This is a genomic window from Butyrivibrio sp. DSM 10294, from assembly GCF_028539135.1.
GTDB lineage: Bacteria > Bacillota > Clostridia > Lachnospirales > Lachnospiraceae > Butyrivibrio.
Genome location: NZ_JANSWL010000088.1, coordinates 135,748 through 152,414, shown reverse-complemented (window position 1 = coordinate 152,414; position 16,667 = coordinate 135,748). Strand labels below are relative to the sequence as shown.

The window sequence follows — 16,667 nt, the reverse complement described above, 5'->3', positions numbered from 1 at the left end:
CCTGTAAATTATGCCGAGTAATGATTAAGCGAATGGATTCTCTGTAGGATAAGGAAGTGATGCAGGCTGGTTGTAGCCGATTACTTCTGCTCCTGCGTACTTGAATACCTCATAAAGAGCCTTGCCGAAGTGTCCGAAAGCAACTGCTCCGTGGTGAGGGAAGTTGTGCTGGATGAGAATGTGTCTGTAGAATCTTCCCATCTCAGGAATAGCGAATACACCGATACCACCGAAGGACTGTGTAGCTACAGGAAGAACCTCACCCTGTGCAACATATGCCTTAAGATGATTGTCAGATGTGCTCTGAAGTCTGAAGAATGTGATATCGCCGGGGATGATGTCACCCTCAAGTGTTCCCTGTGTTACTTCCTCAGGAAGGTTTCTAGCCATGATTCTCTGGAACTTCATCTCGCAGCTTGAAAGCTTGCTTGTGCAGGTATTTCCGCAGTGGAAGCCCATGAATGTATCTGTGTGCTTGTAGTCGAACTTGCCCTTGATGGACTGCTCATACATATCTGCAGGAACAGAGTTGTTGATATCAAGAAGTGTAACAGCGTCATCAGATACGCAAGTTCCGATGAACTCTGAAATAGCACCGTAAATATCTACCTCGCAGGATACAGGAATTCCTCTTCCTGTAAGTCTTGAGTTAACGTAGCAAGGAACGAAACCAAACTGTGTCTGGAATGCAGGCCAGCACTTACCGGCGATTGCAACATACTTCTTGCCGCCTCTGTGTCCCTCGATCCAATCAAGAAGTGTAAGCTCATACTGAGCAAGCTTCTCAAGGATTTCAGGCTTCTTGTTGCCTGCGCCAAGATCCTTCTCCATATCAGCCTTGATCTCAGCGATTCTGGGATCACCTGCGTGCTTGTTGAAGGACTCGAAAAGATCAAGCTCTGAGTTCTCTTCAATCTCTGCACCAAGGTTGTAGATCTGCTGGATAGGTGCGTTACAAGCAAGGAAATTCATAGGACGAGGACCGAAAGAAATAACCTTAAGGTTAGCAAGTCCATCAAGTGCTCTTGCGATCGGAACGAACTCGTTGATCATCTTAGCGCACTCCTCTGCTGTTCCAACAGGATACTCAGGAATATAAGCCTTTACGCCGCGAAGGTGAAGGTTGTAGCTAGCATTGAGCATTCCGCAATAAGCATCACCTCTGCCGTCGATAAGGTCACCCTGTGACTCCTCTGCAGCTGCGCAGAACATTACAGGTCCATCAAATTTCTGAGCAAGAAGTGTCTCTGAAATTTCAGGTCCGAAGTTGCCAAGATATACGCAAAGTGCATTACATCCTGCCTTCTTAACATCCTCAAGAGCCTCAAGTGTCTGAGTCTCGCTCTCGATGATGCAAACAGGACACTCATAAACGTCCTTATCGTTAAAGTTCTTCTTGTATGCCTCTACAAGTGCCTTTCTTCTGTTTACTGCAAGTGAAGCTGGGAAGCAGTCACGGCTTACAGCAACAAGTCCAATTTTTACCTCTGGAATGTTAATCATAAAAAATCCCCTTTCTAAACCCTTTAAAACTATATTTGTAGGCTTTCGCCCGGTTAACTAAATTATTTATGTCATTAACAAGTAAATATCATTATAACTGTGCAAGCTCTTTATAATCATCCTTAAGATCTGTATAGAGTTTCTGATAAAGCTTGTGATACTTAGCATACTTCTCAGCGTTCTCTGCTACAGGTGCTGTTTCAGCTGACTTGGTAATGATCTTGTCGCAGGCAGCCTGAACACTCTCAAATATTCCGCTTCCTACACCGGCGAGAATAGCAACGCCAAGTGCGGGACCCTCTTCCTGTTTGATAGTAGCTACGTTGCAGCCATAGAGATCAGAAAGCATCTGTCTCCAGATCTTGCTCTTACCACCGCCGCCGCAAGCCATCATATCATTAACCTTAACACCCATTTCGTTAAGAATCTCATTGCAATCACAAAGTGAATAGGAAACACCTTCCATAACTGCTCTCAAGAGGTGCTTTTGTGAATGGAAGCCTGAAAGTCCGAAGAATACGCCTCTTGCCTCTGCATCGAGATGAGGTGTTCTCTCACCGTTAAGATAAGGCAGATATACAAGTCTGTCACTTCCTACAGGAACGCTCTCAATATCCTCGTTGATAAGATCATAAGGATCTACGCCAAGCTCCTGTGCTTTGGTAATATAGCTCTGGCAGAAGTTATCTCTGAACCACTTAAGTGAGAAACCTGCAGCCTGTGTAACCCCCATGATATGCCATGCACCGGGAACAGCGCAGCAGCAGGTATGTACACGTCCCTTAGGATCGATGCTTACTTTATCTGTGTGAGCAAATACAACTCCGGAAGTACCGATTGTAGTAAATGCTGTACCTTCCTTAACGACACCGGTTCCGACAGCAGCTGCTGCATTATCGCCGGCGCCACCAACTACTACAGTCTCAGTTGAAAGACCAAGATCTGCGGCAACGTCAGCCTTAACTTTGCCTGTAACTTCGCAGGACTCATACATCTTGCCAAGAAGTGCTCTGTCAATCTCAAGCTTATCAAGAACTTCCTGTGACCAGTCTCTCTTGGCTACATCCATGAGCTGCATACCTGAAGCATCTGAAACCTCAGTAGCAAACTCGCCTGTAAGAATATATCTGATATAATCCTTAGGAAGAAGGATGTGTTTACATCTCTTGTAATTCTCGGGCTCATTCTTTCTAACCCAGAGAATCTTGGCAGCGGTCCAACCTGTAAGAGGTGGATTGGCTGTGATCTCAATCCATTTCTCTCTTGGCATGATCTTAAGCATATCTTCTACTTCTGCGCCAGTTCTCTGATCACACCAGATAATTGAAGGTCTGATAACCTCACCATTCTCATCCAGCATTACGAGACCGTGCATCTGTCCTGAAATACCGATACCTTTGATCTCATCGGGCTGTGCGCCAACCTTTTTAACCACCTCTTTAACAGTGAATAAAACTGCATCTCTCCAGTCCTCAGGTCTCTGCTCTGCCCAACCGTTATGAGGTGTAAGAAGATCGTACTCCTTGGATACGGAACCAAGTGCTACTCCGTTCTCATCAAAAAGTACAGTCTTAGTAGCCGATGTTCCAACATCAATTCCTAATAAGTATCTCATACCTTTTCTCCAATCTTGTATTTACCCTTAAAACCTGATGTGTGTACGTTAACACATCACTTAAAATATTAAAAAGGAACCCAGTGTTTGTCAAGAGAACAGCCCCCATAAAAATAAACAAAAATCAGGGGCAAAAACTGATAATAATTCCTTTTTTCCAAATTTAAATATTCTGTTCAATATGTATGCTAAGCTCGGTGTAATTAATCTTATTTGGCTGTATGCCATAGGCAAGATAATTAAATAACAGCTCCAGCGGCAATTCTCCCTGTTTCTCCGGTTCCTGACAGATCGTAGCGCTTATGATACCGTCTCTGAACATATCATATTGGATAGGAACAAGGTCATTGGTGATTATCTTGATCTTATTTTCCTTATCCTCGGCGGCGATTATCCTGCATATGCTGTAATCCATAGGATTGATCACATATACAACATTTGTCTCGGGAGCTTTTTTGAGCATCTGCCTTACAGCTCTCTTATTCTGGGCCTTATCGGAGGTAATATCCCATTTCCCCAAAATCTTCATCTCGGGATAACGCATATCTGCTTCATTCAAAAAGCCGTGTATTCTCTCATCGGCACTTTCACGAATGCTTCCGAACTCCGAAAAGAAACATACTCTCGAATCTGCCCCGCCTGTCATAGCGGCAAGTCCGGCTGCCAATCTTCCTGAAGACACATAGTCGCAGCCCACATAAGCTATGGAATCAATACCCTCAATCTTACTGTTATAGAATACTATCGGAAATGGTCTCTTCCTTGCTTCATCAGCAATAAGCTTATTGATAGATGAATCCTTGCCAAGAATGCAGGCACCGTCATAGTGGCCTATAGTCTCTGATAATTCCTTAAGAAGCTTCTCTTCATCAGCAGTCTTTTCAGGATAATCAAAAACATCAGTCTCTACTCCGTAGGCCTTGAGTTCCTGAATTTTCTTCTCAGCGCTCTGTCTTACCGGGATAAAAAAGGGATTGTGCAGAGTCTTGGGCATCATATAGAGAAACTTGAGTTTCTTCTTCATAACCGCAAGGCCCTGCGCCACCCTGTTAGGCTCATAATTAAGTTGTTCCATGGCCTTCTCAACCTTGGTTCTGGTCTCATCCTTCACATAACCTCTGTTGTGAAGGACTCTGTCGACAGTACCTATTGAAACACCGGCCATCTTAGCAATTTCAATTATTGTCGCCATCTATATCAATATTTTCTCCGAACAGACCCTCATATGCTCCATCCTTGATCTCGGAAGCATCCTTGTGGGCCAGAAGCCATTTATTGGTTGCGAAAAGAGTTCTGTCATCCAGGTTCTTACCTGCTGTCTTGGCATTGCCAACATTGGTTCCCTTGGGAAGTGCAACAAGTACCTTGAAGCCCTTAGCCTTATCTGCATGGCAAGGTGCATAGTGAAGAGTTGTTGCATAAACCTCTACAAGTACTCCCTTAGGCACGAAGAATGCCTTAACCTTGGATGTATCAAGCTTGCCGTCCTCAAGATCTGAAAGTCTTGCAAGAAGAAGGACAAAGTCCTCAGTACCCAGGTTGAACTCGCTGTCTCTGTGATACTCTAGGCAGTTGAGCTTGGTGTTGTGACCGTTGCAATAACCGAACTGGAAAGGCATGCCACCAAAGAGGCTTGTTCCAAGTTCCTCAGTCTGAGCAAGCTTATGGAGTTCTTCCTCTTCAGGCTTGTAAACGACATCATCAGGAAGGGGTGAGCACTCGTCAAGAGTCTTAAGGATCTGATCTACCTCGTAGCCCTCAACTACTCTTCCATAGGTCTTGAACTCAGGATCTGTAACATTAATAAACTTCATAACTCCTCCAATCTGTATGAATCTATATAGTTTTTGTAGCCCGATTTTTATCATACATTTTTAGTAATTATCATTCTACTGTGTTTTGCACAAAAAAATCTTCCAATATTTTGCTATTATCACAACAAATATTGCCTAATCATCTTGCAAACCATAAGCAAATAAAGTATTATTTACACGATAAATAACTATTATGAATGCAGAGTAGACCTTGAAGCGTCAAGTGCCGAGTGAACAGGGAGTTGTCATTCGGACGAAGGAAATGATTATTCCGCGGTTTTTTGGTCGCATCCCGCTGCTACATCAAAAGGCTTATACTGTGTCCTCCGATGTGGTTAAAGGAAAAACTGCAAAGGAGGTAATTTTATGTCAGAAAGTACAAAAACAGTATCAATCAAACACTCTTCACTGAGCAGACTCAAAGAAACCAAAGTCCTCACCTTTTGCGGTATGATGGGCGCACTTGCCATAGTTCTTGGCTATGTGGCAACTATTAAATTCGGACAATATGTCAGAATTGGTTTTTCAGGACTTCCCAATCAGGTTATCGATTACCTTTTCGGCCCCTGGGTCGGCGCAATATTCGGCGGTGTAATGGATATAGTTAAGTGGTTTATAAGCGGTGACGGCGATTTCTTCATCGGTTTTACCTTTACAGCAATGGCAGGCGCTATTATCTATGGCCTCTTCACCTTCAGGAAGCCTGTTACAGTATGGAGAGTCGTATTATCTCAGCTTTGCGTTAAGATTTTCTGCAACATCTTTCTTAACACTCTTTGGCTTAACCTTCTGTACGGCAAGGCTATTGAAGCAATATTGCCCGCAAGATGCATATCAAACGCAGTAATGCTTCCTATCGATTCATTTATCATGTATATCATGCTTCAATTTGTGAAAAATGTTATCAAACCTCATTTTGATAACTAATGAAGGCAAATATTAAGCCGGAGCTATCAACAGCTCCGGCTTTGTTTTTGTACATTATGTAATTTAAGATTATTACCAGTCAAGAAGACTGCTCTCAGCTTTTTTGTCACGCATCATCAGTTCGTTAAGAACTTCTTCGGGCGACTTGCCGTTAAACAATATGTCATTGACGCCCTTAACTATAGGCATCTCAACATCATATTTCTCAGCGAGCTTAAGCGCTGCCTTGGCACTGTAGACACCTTCCACAACCATGTGAACCTCGTCCATGGCTTCCTGCATTGACTTGCCCTGTCCGATCAGTATTCCGGCTCTTCTGTTTCTTGAATGCATCGAGGCGCAGGTAACAATCAGATCACCTATTCCCGAGAGTCCGCTGAAAGTCTCAAACTTACCTCCCATAGCCATTCCAAGCCTGCCAATCTCAGCAATTCCTCTTGTTATCAGCGCAGCCTTGGCATTATCTCCACAGCCGTAGCCATCGGCCATTCCGGCAGCCAACGCGATTACGTTCTTAAGGGCAGCTCCAATCTCAATACCAAGCATATCCGGACTGATATACACTCTGAAAACATTGCTCATGAATGCATTCTGAATATATCTGGCTATTTCCTTATCAAAGGCACCTACGACAATTGTAGTCGGTAATCCCTTGCCAACTTCCTCAGCGTGTGAAGGACCGGACAGAACACAAACATTGCATCCGGGAATCTCATCCAGGATAACATCCGACATCACCATCAGGGTGCTCTCTTCTATTCCCTTGGTGCAATTAACAATGATCTGCTTATGTTCCTCGTTATCAAGATCAATGTAAGGTGCAATTTTCTGTACTGTTTCCCTCATATGCGCTGAAGGAACAACCAGCACAATTATGTCCTTATCCTTTACAACTTCTTCAATATTACAAGTAAACTTCACGCTGTCCGGCAAAATAACTCCGGGAAGCTTGTCCTCATTTCCATGATAAGCAGTAAGCTTATCAACCGTTTCCTGTGTTCTGCTCCAAATGATGCAGTCGTGTCCGTTATTGGAAAGAAGGTATGCCAATGCTATCCCCCAGCTTCCGGCTCCGACTATTCCTACCTGTTTGCCCAAATTTTCCCTCCAGAAATAATTATGTTATCAGTCAACCTTGTTCTTCTTAAATACGTAGGTTTTTCTCTCCTGACCAGCAAGGAGCTTTTTGATATTTCCTCTGTGCTGATAAAAAGCAAGTGCTGCAAGAAGAGCAAGTATAATGTAGACCTCAATAAGCTCTCCCTGAGGAATTGCACCAAAAAGACCCATCTGTCCATAAATAATGGTCATTACCAGCAGCGCAGTATAATAGAAAAGGCTGCATACAGACACGATATGGAAAAGATTGAAGGGAACAAAGAAAGAAAGAACTCCCATCAATATGAAGAGCCAGTTAAACTGGATTCCAAGGTAAATTGTATATCCTGCGGTACATGCAATTCCTTTTCCGCCCTTAAAATGAAGGTTAACGGGAAAATCATGTCCCAAAATGGTTCCAAGTGCGGTATATGTCATGTATAGAATGATGTAATCCGGATTGTTCCTGCCAAACATAAGGTATGTGGCTAAAATAGCAGCCATACACTTAAGAATATCGCCAAGAAGAACAATGCCTCCAGCCTTAGGTCCCAGAACTCTCAAGGTGTTGGTGGTTCCGGCATTTCCGCTTCCGACCTTCCTGATATCAACACCCTTTATTTTGCCATAAAGGATTGCTGTCTGAAAAAGGCCGAAAACATATCCCACAATAATACAAAAAAATCTCTCTCCCAACAAATTCATATCACTTATCCTCTTTCCTCTCCCTGATTATAAATCTAAGCGGTGTTCCCTTGAAACCAAAGGCTTCCCTTATCTGATTCTCGATATATCTTGTGTAACTAAAGTGCATCAGCTTCTTGTCATTAACAAAGATAACAAAGGTCGGAGGCTTAACTGCAGCCTGAGTGATATAGTAGAGCTTGAGCATCTTGCCCTTGTCACTTGGTGGCTGCTGCATTACTACAGCTTGTGTCATGATCTCGTTAAGGACACCGGTTGCCACTCTCATAGCGTGATTCTCACTGACCATGTCAATCATGTCATAGAGTTTAACAAGTCTCTGCCCTGTCTCAGCGGAAATGAAAATTATCTCCGCATAATTCATAAAGGAAAGGGTATTTCTGATATCCTTGGTAAATTCCTTGACGGAATGATTGTCTTTTTCAATAAGATCCCATTTATTAACAGCTATGATAACTGCCTTACCACTCTCATGTGCAATTCCGGCAATCTTGGCATCCTGCTCGGTAACACCTTCCTCGGCATTGATAACAAGGATGGCGATATCCGCTCTCTCAACTGCGCCTACAGTTCTTACGATCATATAGTGCTCGAGCTCATCCTTAACCTTATTCTTCCTGCGAAGGCCGGCGGTATCGATAAAGGTATATTTCTTTCCGTTGTATTTAACTTCAGTATCAATGGCATCTCTGGTGGTTCCGGCAACATCAGATACAATAAGTCTGTTCTCTCCGATAAGCTTATTGATAATAGAGGATTTGCCAACATTTGGTTTACCAATGATAGCGATCTTGGTATTCTCATCCTCTTCCTCGCTGGTTGAATCCTTGGAAAAATGGCTTACAACTTCCTCAAGGAGATCACCGATACCCTGCTTATTTATTGCTGATATTGGAAATGGCTCGCCAATACCTAGATTGTAGAACTCGTATACATCAAGATTGTCTCTGTTGTAATTATCTACCTTGTTAACACACAGAACCACAGGCTTGCCGGAGCGTCTGAGCATATCGGCAACCTTGTCATCTGCATCGGTAAGTCCCTGCTTAACATCCACCATAAAAAGAATGACATCCGCGGTATCAATAGCAATCTGTGCCTGCTCTCTCATCTGAGAAAGGATGATGTCCTTGGAATCAGGCTCAATACCACCGGTATCTATCAGGGTAAAGCTGTGATTAAGCCATTCCACGTCCTGATAAATTCTGTCTCTTGTTACGCCGGGTGTGTCCTGCACAATGGCAATTCTGCTACCTGCAAGAGCATTGAATAGTGTTGATTTTCCGACATTTGGTCTTCCGACTACAGCTACAATATTTTTTCTACTCATAAAAATTCCCTTACTTAATAAAACAATTATTCAGGCTCTACTCCAAAAAGAGCACAAGCCAGATAGTATCCGTCACATTTTGATATGCCCACATCCACGGACAAAGCCTTGGAAATATCTCCGATGGTCACATCATCGAGAAGGTAATCCTCCCCGCTTCTAAGAAGGTTCTCAGGAAGATACAACCGTTCTCCCAGTTCTTTGCCGGTCAGCTGTTTAATTATATCCTGACCTGTCAACAGTCCCGATACTGTTATCCTCTCGCCAAAAAACTCATTTATTATCTCATAAACATGTATCTTTATGCCAGGGGAAATTTCTGTGACTTTTTCCGCCAGCTCTTTAATACAAGGATAAACAAGTCTTCCGGTAGCCAGTGATATCTCTTGGCTAAAGCTCTTAACTTCATCACCATAGCGTTCTTTTATGCGTTCTACAGCATCATCAAACTCATTTATCAGAAGTCTCATCATTCCAACGCCGTTCTCAAGCTGTATATAGCCGTCATAGCGCTCTTCCTCCGGGAAATCCCTTCCTGCCAGGAAATACCACTCGTCACTGGCATGGATGAAATGAATGCCGTGCTCGTCATAGACCTTTTTCTGCCAGCTCTCAATCTCATCTATGACCTTAGCTGCATCTTCGCTGTTAAAGGGTTCCAAAGGATAGAGCCCATCGCGGTATTTAGAAAGTCCCACAGGAACAACCGATACACTCTGAAGATTAGGAATATACTTGGTAAGATCCGAAATGGATCTTGTGAGTTCCTCTCCATCATTGACACCTTTGCAAAGAACTATCTGGCCGTTTATTTCGATTCCTGTGCCGGGAGCACAGAGTCTGTCAACCTTCTTAAGAGCGTCCCCTGCGAATCTGTTCCCCAGCATCTTGCAACGCAGTTCCGGGTTGGTGGTCTGGAATGAAACGTTTATCGGAGACAGATGATACTTAAGGATTCTGTCTATATCCTTGTCGGACATATTGGTAAGTGTAACGTAATTACCCTGCAAAAAAGACAATCTTGAATCATCATCCTTGAAATACAAGGTCTCTCTCATGCCCTTGGGCATCTGATCAATAAAGCAAAAGATACATTTGTTGCTGCAGGATCTGTAATCATCCATAAGTCCATTTTCAAACTCTATTCCCAGATCCTCGTCAAAATCCTTGTCAATATCAAGAAGCCACTCTTCTCCGTCTTTCTTTCTTATAAGAATATCCAGGTGGTCTTCCTGAACCATATATTGGAAGTCGAAGATATCCTCTATGATCTCATCATTGATCTTCAGAAGAACATCACCCGGTTCAATGTTCATTTCTTCGGCAATACTGCCGGGCATTACCATGCTTATGACATGGCCTGTATATTTTTTCAATAGCCTATTCCTCTTTTTAAACGCCTAAAATAAGGGTGCATACTGTACCAGCACAAAGCACCCCAATTCACCCGCTATTTCTTCCATTATACATGAAATTCCTTGACGTGTCAGTAGCTGTAATGATAAAACAGTATATGGTAAAGATTTGAATTTTCAAATATAAAGGGGACAACTATGCCGGATTTTCACTCTCTTGAGGGCACTATTCCCGTAGCGCCGCTCAATCTTATCGTAATGGAGTCAGCCAAGGAACTTGGAGAAAGTGTTAACAAATACATTTCCCAGTTCAGACATGAACTCTACAAAATGCCGGAGAACGACCCGGCTTTCCACGGTTACGTTAAGGACAATTATAAAATAAGCTACAATCTTGACCGTTTCGGAAGCGGTGAAGCTAAGGCTACCATCAAGGAGTCGGTTCGTGGAAATGATGTTTACATTCTTACAGATGTCTGCAACTACAGTATCACCTACAAAATGTATAACTACCTCAACCACAAATCACCCGACGATCATTATCAGGATTTAAAAAGAGTTATCGGTGCCATAACCGGTAAGGCCAAGAGAATAAATGTTATCATGCCCTTCCTCTATGAAGGAAGACAGCACAAGAGAAACGGAATGGAATCTCTGGATGCAGCCCAGATGTTCAAGGAGCTCCACGACATGGGTATTGCCAATTTCATCACCTTTGATGCCCATGATCCCAGAATCTCCAATGCCAAGCCTCTTGGAGGTTTCGATAACTTCCTGGCTTCCTATCAGTTCATGAAGGCTCTTCTGTCACATATTGATGATCTTATTGTAGATAAGGATCATCTTACCGTTATCTCTCCCGATGAGGGAGCTCTCGACAGAGCTGTATATTTCGCCAACGTAATCGGCGCAGATACAGGTATGTTCTACAAGAGACGTGACTATGCACACGTGGTTAACGGAACCAACCCCATCGTAGCACATGAATTCCTTGGTTCGGATATCTCAGGCCGCGATGTAATTATCATCGACGACATGATCTCATCAGGATCTTCCATGATCGATACTGCCAAGCAACTTAAGAACATGGGTGCCAAGAGAGTATTTATCTGCACTACCTTCGGTCTGTTCACCGATGGAATGAGCAAGTTTGATGAAGGCTATGAGAAACACTATTTCGATGCCGTTATCACCACCAATCTTACTTATATGAACGAGGATGTTAAGTCCAGAGAATATCTGTACATTGCAGATATGGGCAAATTCCTTGCAACCATCATTGATTTCCTTAATCATGATGCATCAATGTCAACGGTTAACATGCCCACAGACAAGATTCACGAGATTGTCGGCAAATACAACTCCGGTTGTAAGACTCCCGAAGAACTCTTTGACTGATCCTTACATTTTCAAACATTATCAAAGCCAGAGCACTGCTGCTCTGGCTTTTGTTTTGCATTTCGTTATTTATCGCATTACTTGTTGGTCTTAGTCACATGATATATTCTGACGTAACATTTACCTGAGAAATATTTGGCATGGTCTCCGGTATAAGATACTCTCTGATTATTCTTCCAGATAATACCTTTGCCGTTTCTCTCATATCCATCGGTTATCGTTATTCCATTTTTGTCATAACCCATAAGTATCATGTAATGGGTAATATTATACTTCTTGGCGCTTACAGGATCATGGCACCAGATAATATCGCCGGGCTGTGCATTGTTAGCCTTAAGAAATTCAAATATCTGAGATTTTCCAAGCTTTTTCTTGGAATCTATTATCTTATAATTGCCGGGAGTTGAGTATCTTCCGATGCCAAGTGCGTTTTCCCATATCTGGTCTGTAAAGGCACAGCACTGTATTGATTTGACTTTGCCCTTATATTTATAGGTCGGCTTGAATCTGCCCTTAAGAGAGTTCACATAGGAATTGATGGCATTGACTATAGGATTGGATTCCCTGAAATCATCAATTTCCAAGTTCCTCTCATTTTCATAAAAATACTCATCGACCGCCCATGTAGCGTACAAGGTCACATCTTCAGTGATCTCAAAGGTGTATCCTGCTGAATAAACGCAGGAAGAATCTCCGGTAAAGCTCCAGCCCCAGAAAGAATAACCCTCTCTTATGGGTTCAAGGTAGGAAATCATTACGATATCGCCTTTTTTATAGGTATTATCGTCCATTGGAATGTCAGTAACATCATTCTCTTCACAGACATATCTTACCGTAAAATACTCTTCCGGATCACTCTCTTTATTGATCTTATTACCTGCTGATCTGCCGGTATTATTATCTTCCTGAGGCTGACTGTTTTCTTCCTCACGGCAATCGGAATCATCGTAATCTATAATATAGTCCGTATCATCAGTTGCCGGTTCCTCATACTCATCGTCAGGGGTCACATCCTCCTGTTCATCAGGATAGGTATCCCCGGAATAATCTTCGGATTCAGGTTCAGATTCCTCGATAATATCTATCATTTCCTCATCCGCAGCACCGTAATCGTCATATGAAAGCTCATCGGAAATCTCCAATTCCTCTTCAAAGGATGCTGTCTCCAGCTCTGTCTCAGAAGCATTGGCAAATATTCCGAAAGCATTAAAAGCTAATATGGTTGAAAGAAGAACCCCGGCTCTTCTGTAGATGAATCCATTCATCATTTTTCCTCCGTATAAATAGATTTGGCGGCGAAATCCTTTTCTGTGCCAGATGTAAGCATATACTTAGTTTGATTATAAAGCAAACAAAAGCGGCCGGTCAATTAATATTGTATAAAATCAATTTTGTTCCTGAGCCTCAGCCGCATCAAAGAAAAGCATAACCGTAAACATATCCCCGTCCAGCCTTATTTCAAACTTTCCGCCCTGGGCTGTGGTAAGATTCTTGGCAATTGACAGGCCAAGACCGCTCCCTTCCGTTGTCCTTGACACATCACCTCTTATGAATCTCTCTGTAAGCTCAAGCTCGTCAACATTAAGTTCTGAGGCTGAAATGTTTTTTACAGAATAAACAACCTGTTTCTTGCCGGTATTTTCATCGTTTCGATAGGTCAGAGCCATGTGAACTCTGGTACCTGCCAACGAGTATTTGCAAATATTGTTGATCAGATTCTCTATTACTCGCCACAAGTGCCTGGGATCAGCCATTACCTCCATGTTTGGTTCCTGATAGCGAAATACGGCATGAAGTTCGCTTTTTTCAAGCTTCTCATGGAATTCTCCCAGGGTCTGGTTAATGAGTTCCACGAAATTTATTCTCGTCAAGGAAATGTTTATATTTCCTGATGTAATCTTGGATACTTCCACCAGGTCTTCCGTAAGTTGTTTCAGCTTGTTTGACTTGACGTCAAGAACCTCAATGTACTCTCTGACACGCCTATTATCAATGTTTTCTCTTTTCATCAGATCTACATAGTTAATGATCGATGTAAGCGGAGTCTTGATGTCATGAGAAACATTGGTTATAAGATCCGCCTTTAATTTTTCGTCTTTCATGCTGGTATTGACTGCTTTTTTAATTCCATCGCCTATAGAATTAACGGCTATTGCAAGAGGTATATTATCAGCATGAAGCATATTTAAATTAACCTTGTCATCTATATCGCCGTTCTGAATATTCTCTATAACCTGAATTATCCCTGCTCTGTGAAGATTCTGCCTGTAATTATATATCCCCACAAGAGCGTCCATAACACAGGCCAAAACAATACCGGTTATCCCAAGGTTCACCAGCAGTATATTCAGCACTACAAAAGTAAGATATGGTATCCAGGTGCGAGCTATGACATTGCCATTATCGGTTGTCCGCATAATAATATCTCCGGCAGCACTGCCGATCAAGCTTAGAATGCTATCCTTCCACAATCTGCCACCCTTAAGCTTGGCAATAAGAGAAAATTCGATGAACAGCAATCCGGCATCCATAATCATTGACATCACAGCCACAGCAAACGGGAACAAGGGAGTTTGCATTATTCTTCCAATACCGATTCCGCTAACATAACTAAAGGTAAAAAGTGCGATCACAGGAACTGCCATCACAACGCTTCCCATAAAAACAATAACTTCAGTAAACATCCTATGACCGGTGTCACCATCCCGCTCAGGCTGTATAGTCCGTAAATTTGAATATAATACAAAGAGATATAATACTGCAGCAATCGCAATAAGTATAAAAAACTGCCTTCTCGATAATATAATTCCATCACCTGCAGCAATAAGAGTGATCAAAAAAGCTATAGCGGCTGCCAGCACATGCTGCGAAACTCTCAGTGCTCTGACATTCTTCCCCCAAAAAACAATCATCGCACTTCATCCTCAATTTTATATCCTACGCCCCACACCACCTTAAGATACTTGGGTTCCTTGGGATTTATTTCTATTTTTTCCCTTATATGTCTGATATGCACTGCAATTGTATTGTCTCCGCGACCGTTAATATCATCCCAGATATTCTCGTATATCTGTTCAATTGAATAAACCTTTCCCTTGTTCCTTATAAGGAAAGAAAGAATATTATATTCAATCGGAGTCAGTCTTATCATTTCACCAAATACCGTTACTTCCTTGGAATTGTCATCCACCATAAGACCGCCTACGCTGTACACGTTCTGCTTCTGCTCATAGCTGCCAAGATCTTTGTACCTTCGAAGGCTGGACTTAACCCTTGCCACAAGCTCAAGAGGATTGAAAGGCTTGCATATATAATCATCAGCTCCTACATTAAGACCAAGAATTTTGTCCGCATCCTCTGATTTGGCGGACAAAAATATGATCGGTATCTTGCTGAACTGTCTAAGCTCCTTAACAAGCCGTATTCCATCCATTCTGGGCATCATTACATCAACAATGGCAAGCTGTACTCTGACACCCTTAAGTACTTCCAGAGCCTCAACCCCATCATAGGCTCGCAAAGTCATGTATCCTTCCTGCTCAAGATAAATCTCAATAGCATCGACGATCTCCTTATCATCGTCAACAATCAGAATATTGTCCATTACACTACTACACTCCCTAAACTTTATAGATCAATTTACTCTCTTATAGATAAAAAGGCACATAAATTGCCTCTTTCGTCATGATGCACCCTATGGGAAAACAGAAAATCGGGATTACATCTTGTACAGACATCAGTAACACTGATATTTTCTTCCTTAACTCCTGCCTTCATAAGACACAGCTTGATAGCATTCCATAGGTACAATCTGTATTTATTATTTGGATATGGCACAAGAATGGAATTATCCATAAGTTCCTTCTCTGTAAATGCCTCGGAAAATTCTTTAGCAACGTCCTCACCAATTTCATAGCAAGGTCCGCAGATTGACGGTCCAATGGCGCAAATACAGTCAGAAGGCTCAGTCCCATAGTTTTCCTTCATCTTTGCAAGAGTTGCTGCTGCAATATTTCCTTTTGTCCCCTTCCATCCGGAGTGGGACAGCCCTATTGCCCTGTGAACAGGATCCACAAAATAGATCGGTGGACAGTCCGCATGAAATGTTCCGAGAATAATTCCGGGAACATTGGTCACAAGGCCGTCTATATCGGTATAATCGCGGGCAATGGCAGGACCTTTTCCTCTATCTTTCTCCTTAACAACCATCACATTGGTTGTATGAGTCTGGAAAGTCAGAACAAAGTCATCAAGAGTCCGACCATGACCGAGAACATCCGCTATTCTTCTGTAATTCTCATCAACAGCATCCTTCTCATCGCCTCTTGTATAGCTGAGATTCATCTCACTGTAGCAGCCCTTACTGACACCGCCCAGTCTGGTGCTGAAAAGATGATCGATAAAATCAATTTCCTGAAGTCTCGGGAAGGTAAGATAAGTCACTCCTTTAACCGTCTGAACGATCATTTTGTCCTTGCCTTCACACCTTTTTACCTGAATATCCATATTTTGCCCCCATACATTTATTCCATATAATCAAAAGCATTCTTAAGCCACCTTAAGGTAACTGCGCTCTGCTCTCCGCTAATAGCTATTACATCGTATCTAATGGGAATATCTTCGGATTTAAGAAAAGAATATAGAAAATATCTCGAAACTCTGGAAATCTGTCTTTGTTTGCGAAAATCCACGGCTGTCTCCGGTTCTCCGCATTTATCATCCTTGCGATACTTAACTTCTATAAAGCAATAGTAGTCGCCATCCCTTGCTATTATGTCAATCTCACCGCTTCTGATTCTGTAATTCCGCTTAATAATACGGGCACCCATCTGTTTGATATAATCAGCGGCTATGTCCTCATACCAGGTGCCTTCAGTTCTTTTATTCATAATATTATCAACCAATCTAACATAATTTTGTGT

Annotated in this window: 15 protein-coding genes and 1 riboswitch; of the genes, 2 read left to right on the top strand and 13 right to left on the bottom strand. The window is 42.4% G+C overall.

Annotation, left to right across the window (positions count from 1 at the left end; translation table 11 throughout):
- Positions 1-24: 24 nt before the first annotated feature.
- From NXH67_RS16785 to NXH67_RS16770, 4 genes are all read right to left on the bottom strand, one after another.
- Positions 25-1,503, bottom strand: a complete 1,479-nt coding sequence (locus NXH67_RS16785; protein ID WP_022777186.1) for an L-fucose/L-arabinose isomerase family protein — start codon at positions 1,501-1,503, stop codon at positions 25-27.
- Positions 1,504-1,594: 91 nt separating this feature from the next.
- Positions 1,595-3,118, bottom strand: coding sequence for a xylulokinase (gene xylB, locus NXH67_RS16780; protein WP_272798126.1), 1,524 nt, complete (start codon positions 3,116-3,118; stop codon positions 1,595-1,597).
- 163 nt (positions 3,119-3,281) lie between these two features.
- Positions 3,282-4,310, bottom strand: coding sequence for a LacI family DNA-binding transcriptional regulator (locus NXH67_RS16775; RefSeq protein WP_272798125.1), 1,029 nt, complete (start codon positions 4,308-4,310; stop codon positions 3,282-3,284).
- Complete coding sequence (locus NXH67_RS16770) at positions 4,294-4,932, bottom strand: DUF4867 family protein (protein WP_022777189.1); 639 nt, start codon at positions 4,930-4,932, stop codon at positions 4,294-4,296. Before NXH67_RS16770 ends, NXH67_RS16775 begins: the two co-directional genes overlap by 17 nt.
- Before the next feature lie 198 nt (positions 4,933-5,130).
- Positions 5,131-5,232, top strand: a riboswitch (THF riboswitch).
- A gap of 66 nt (positions 5,233-5,298) precedes the next feature.
- On the opposite strand from NXH67_RS16770, the gene NXH67_RS16765 reads away from it, so the two are divergent.
- On the top strand, positions 5,299-5,859 hold the full coding sequence (locus tag NXH67_RS16765; protein WP_272798124.1) for a folate family ECF transporter S component: 561 nt from the start codon (positions 5,299-5,301) through the stop codon (positions 5,857-5,859).
- A gap of 72 nt (positions 5,860-5,931) precedes the next feature.
- Here NXH67_RS16765 and NXH67_RS16760 read toward each other — a convergent pair whose 3' ends face one another.
- Genes NXH67_RS16760 through NXH67_RS16745 form a run of 4 tightly spaced genes read right to left on the bottom strand, consistent with a single transcriptional unit; the run spans position 5,932 to position 10,368 of the window.
- Positions 5,932-6,957 carry an NAD(P)H-dependent glycerol-3-phosphate dehydrogenase gene (locus NXH67_RS16760; protein WP_022777191.1) on the bottom strand — a complete coding sequence of 342 codons (1,026 nt, stop codon included), beginning with the start codon at positions 6,955-6,957 and terminating at the stop codon, positions 5,932-5,934.
- 27 nt (positions 6,958-6,984) lie between these two features.
- Entirely contained in the window at positions 6,985-7,662 is a 678-nt protein-coding gene (locus tag NXH67_RS16755; RefSeq protein ID WP_022777192.1) for a glycerol-3-phosphate acyltransferase, read from the bottom strand.
- Position 7,663: 1 nt separating this feature from the next.
- Positions 7,664-8,992 (bottom strand): ribosome biogenesis GTPase Der, encoded by a 1,329-nt coding sequence (gene der / locus NXH67_RS16750; protein WP_022777193.1) that lies wholly within the window; start codon positions 8,990-8,992, stop codon positions 7,664-7,666.
- A 26-nt stretch (positions 8,993-9,018) separates the two neighbouring features.
- Positions 9,019-10,368: a DUF512 domain-containing protein gene (locus tag NXH67_RS16745; protein ID WP_272798123.1), complete on the bottom strand. Its 1,350-nt coding sequence runs from the start codon at positions 10,366-10,368 to the stop codon at positions 9,019-9,021.
- Between the two features lie 177 nt (positions 10,369-10,545).
- On the opposite strand from NXH67_RS16745, the gene NXH67_RS16740 reads away from it, so the two are divergent.
- The gene (locus NXH67_RS16740) at positions 10,546-11,745 is read left to right on the top strand and encodes a ribose-phosphate pyrophosphokinase (RefSeq protein ID WP_022777195.1); all 1,200 of its coding nucleotides are present in this window, start codon (positions 10,546-10,548) and stop codon (positions 11,743-11,745) included.
- Positions 11,746-11,822: 77 nt separating this feature from the next.
- On the opposite strand, the gene NXH67_RS16735 is transcribed toward NXH67_RS16740, so the two are convergent.
- The 5 genes from NXH67_RS16735 to NXH67_RS16715 all read right to left on the bottom strand — a co-directional run bounded on the left by NXH67_RS16735 (position 11,823) and on the right by NXH67_RS16715 (position 16,634).
- Entirely contained in the window at positions 11,823-13,013 is a 1,191-nt protein-coding gene (locus tag NXH67_RS16735) for an InlB B-repeat-containing protein (RefSeq protein WP_272798122.1), read from the bottom strand.
- Between the two features lie 117 nt (positions 13,014-13,130).
- Positions 13,131-14,657, bottom strand: coding sequence for a sensor histidine kinase (locus tag NXH67_RS16730; protein WP_272798121.1), 1,527 nt, complete (start codon positions 14,655-14,657; stop codon positions 13,131-13,133).
- Positions 14,654-15,349, bottom strand: a complete 696-nt coding sequence (locus NXH67_RS16725; protein WP_022777198.1) for a response regulator transcription factor — start codon at positions 15,347-15,349, stop codon at positions 14,654-14,656. Before NXH67_RS16725 ends, NXH67_RS16730 begins: the two co-directional genes overlap by 4 nt.
- A gap of 35 nt (positions 15,350-15,384) precedes the next feature.
- Positions 15,385-16,251, bottom strand: a complete 867-nt coding sequence (pgeF, locus tag NXH67_RS16720) for a peptidoglycan editing factor PgeF (protein WP_272798120.1) — start codon at positions 16,249-16,251, stop codon at positions 15,385-15,387.
- A 17-nt stretch (positions 16,252-16,268) separates the two neighbouring features.
- On the bottom strand, positions 16,269-16,634 hold the full coding sequence (locus NXH67_RS16715) for a YraN family protein (protein WP_026668543.1): 366 nt from the start codon (positions 16,632-16,634) through the stop codon (positions 16,269-16,271).
- Between the last annotated feature and the right edge of the window lie 33 nt (positions 16,635-16,667).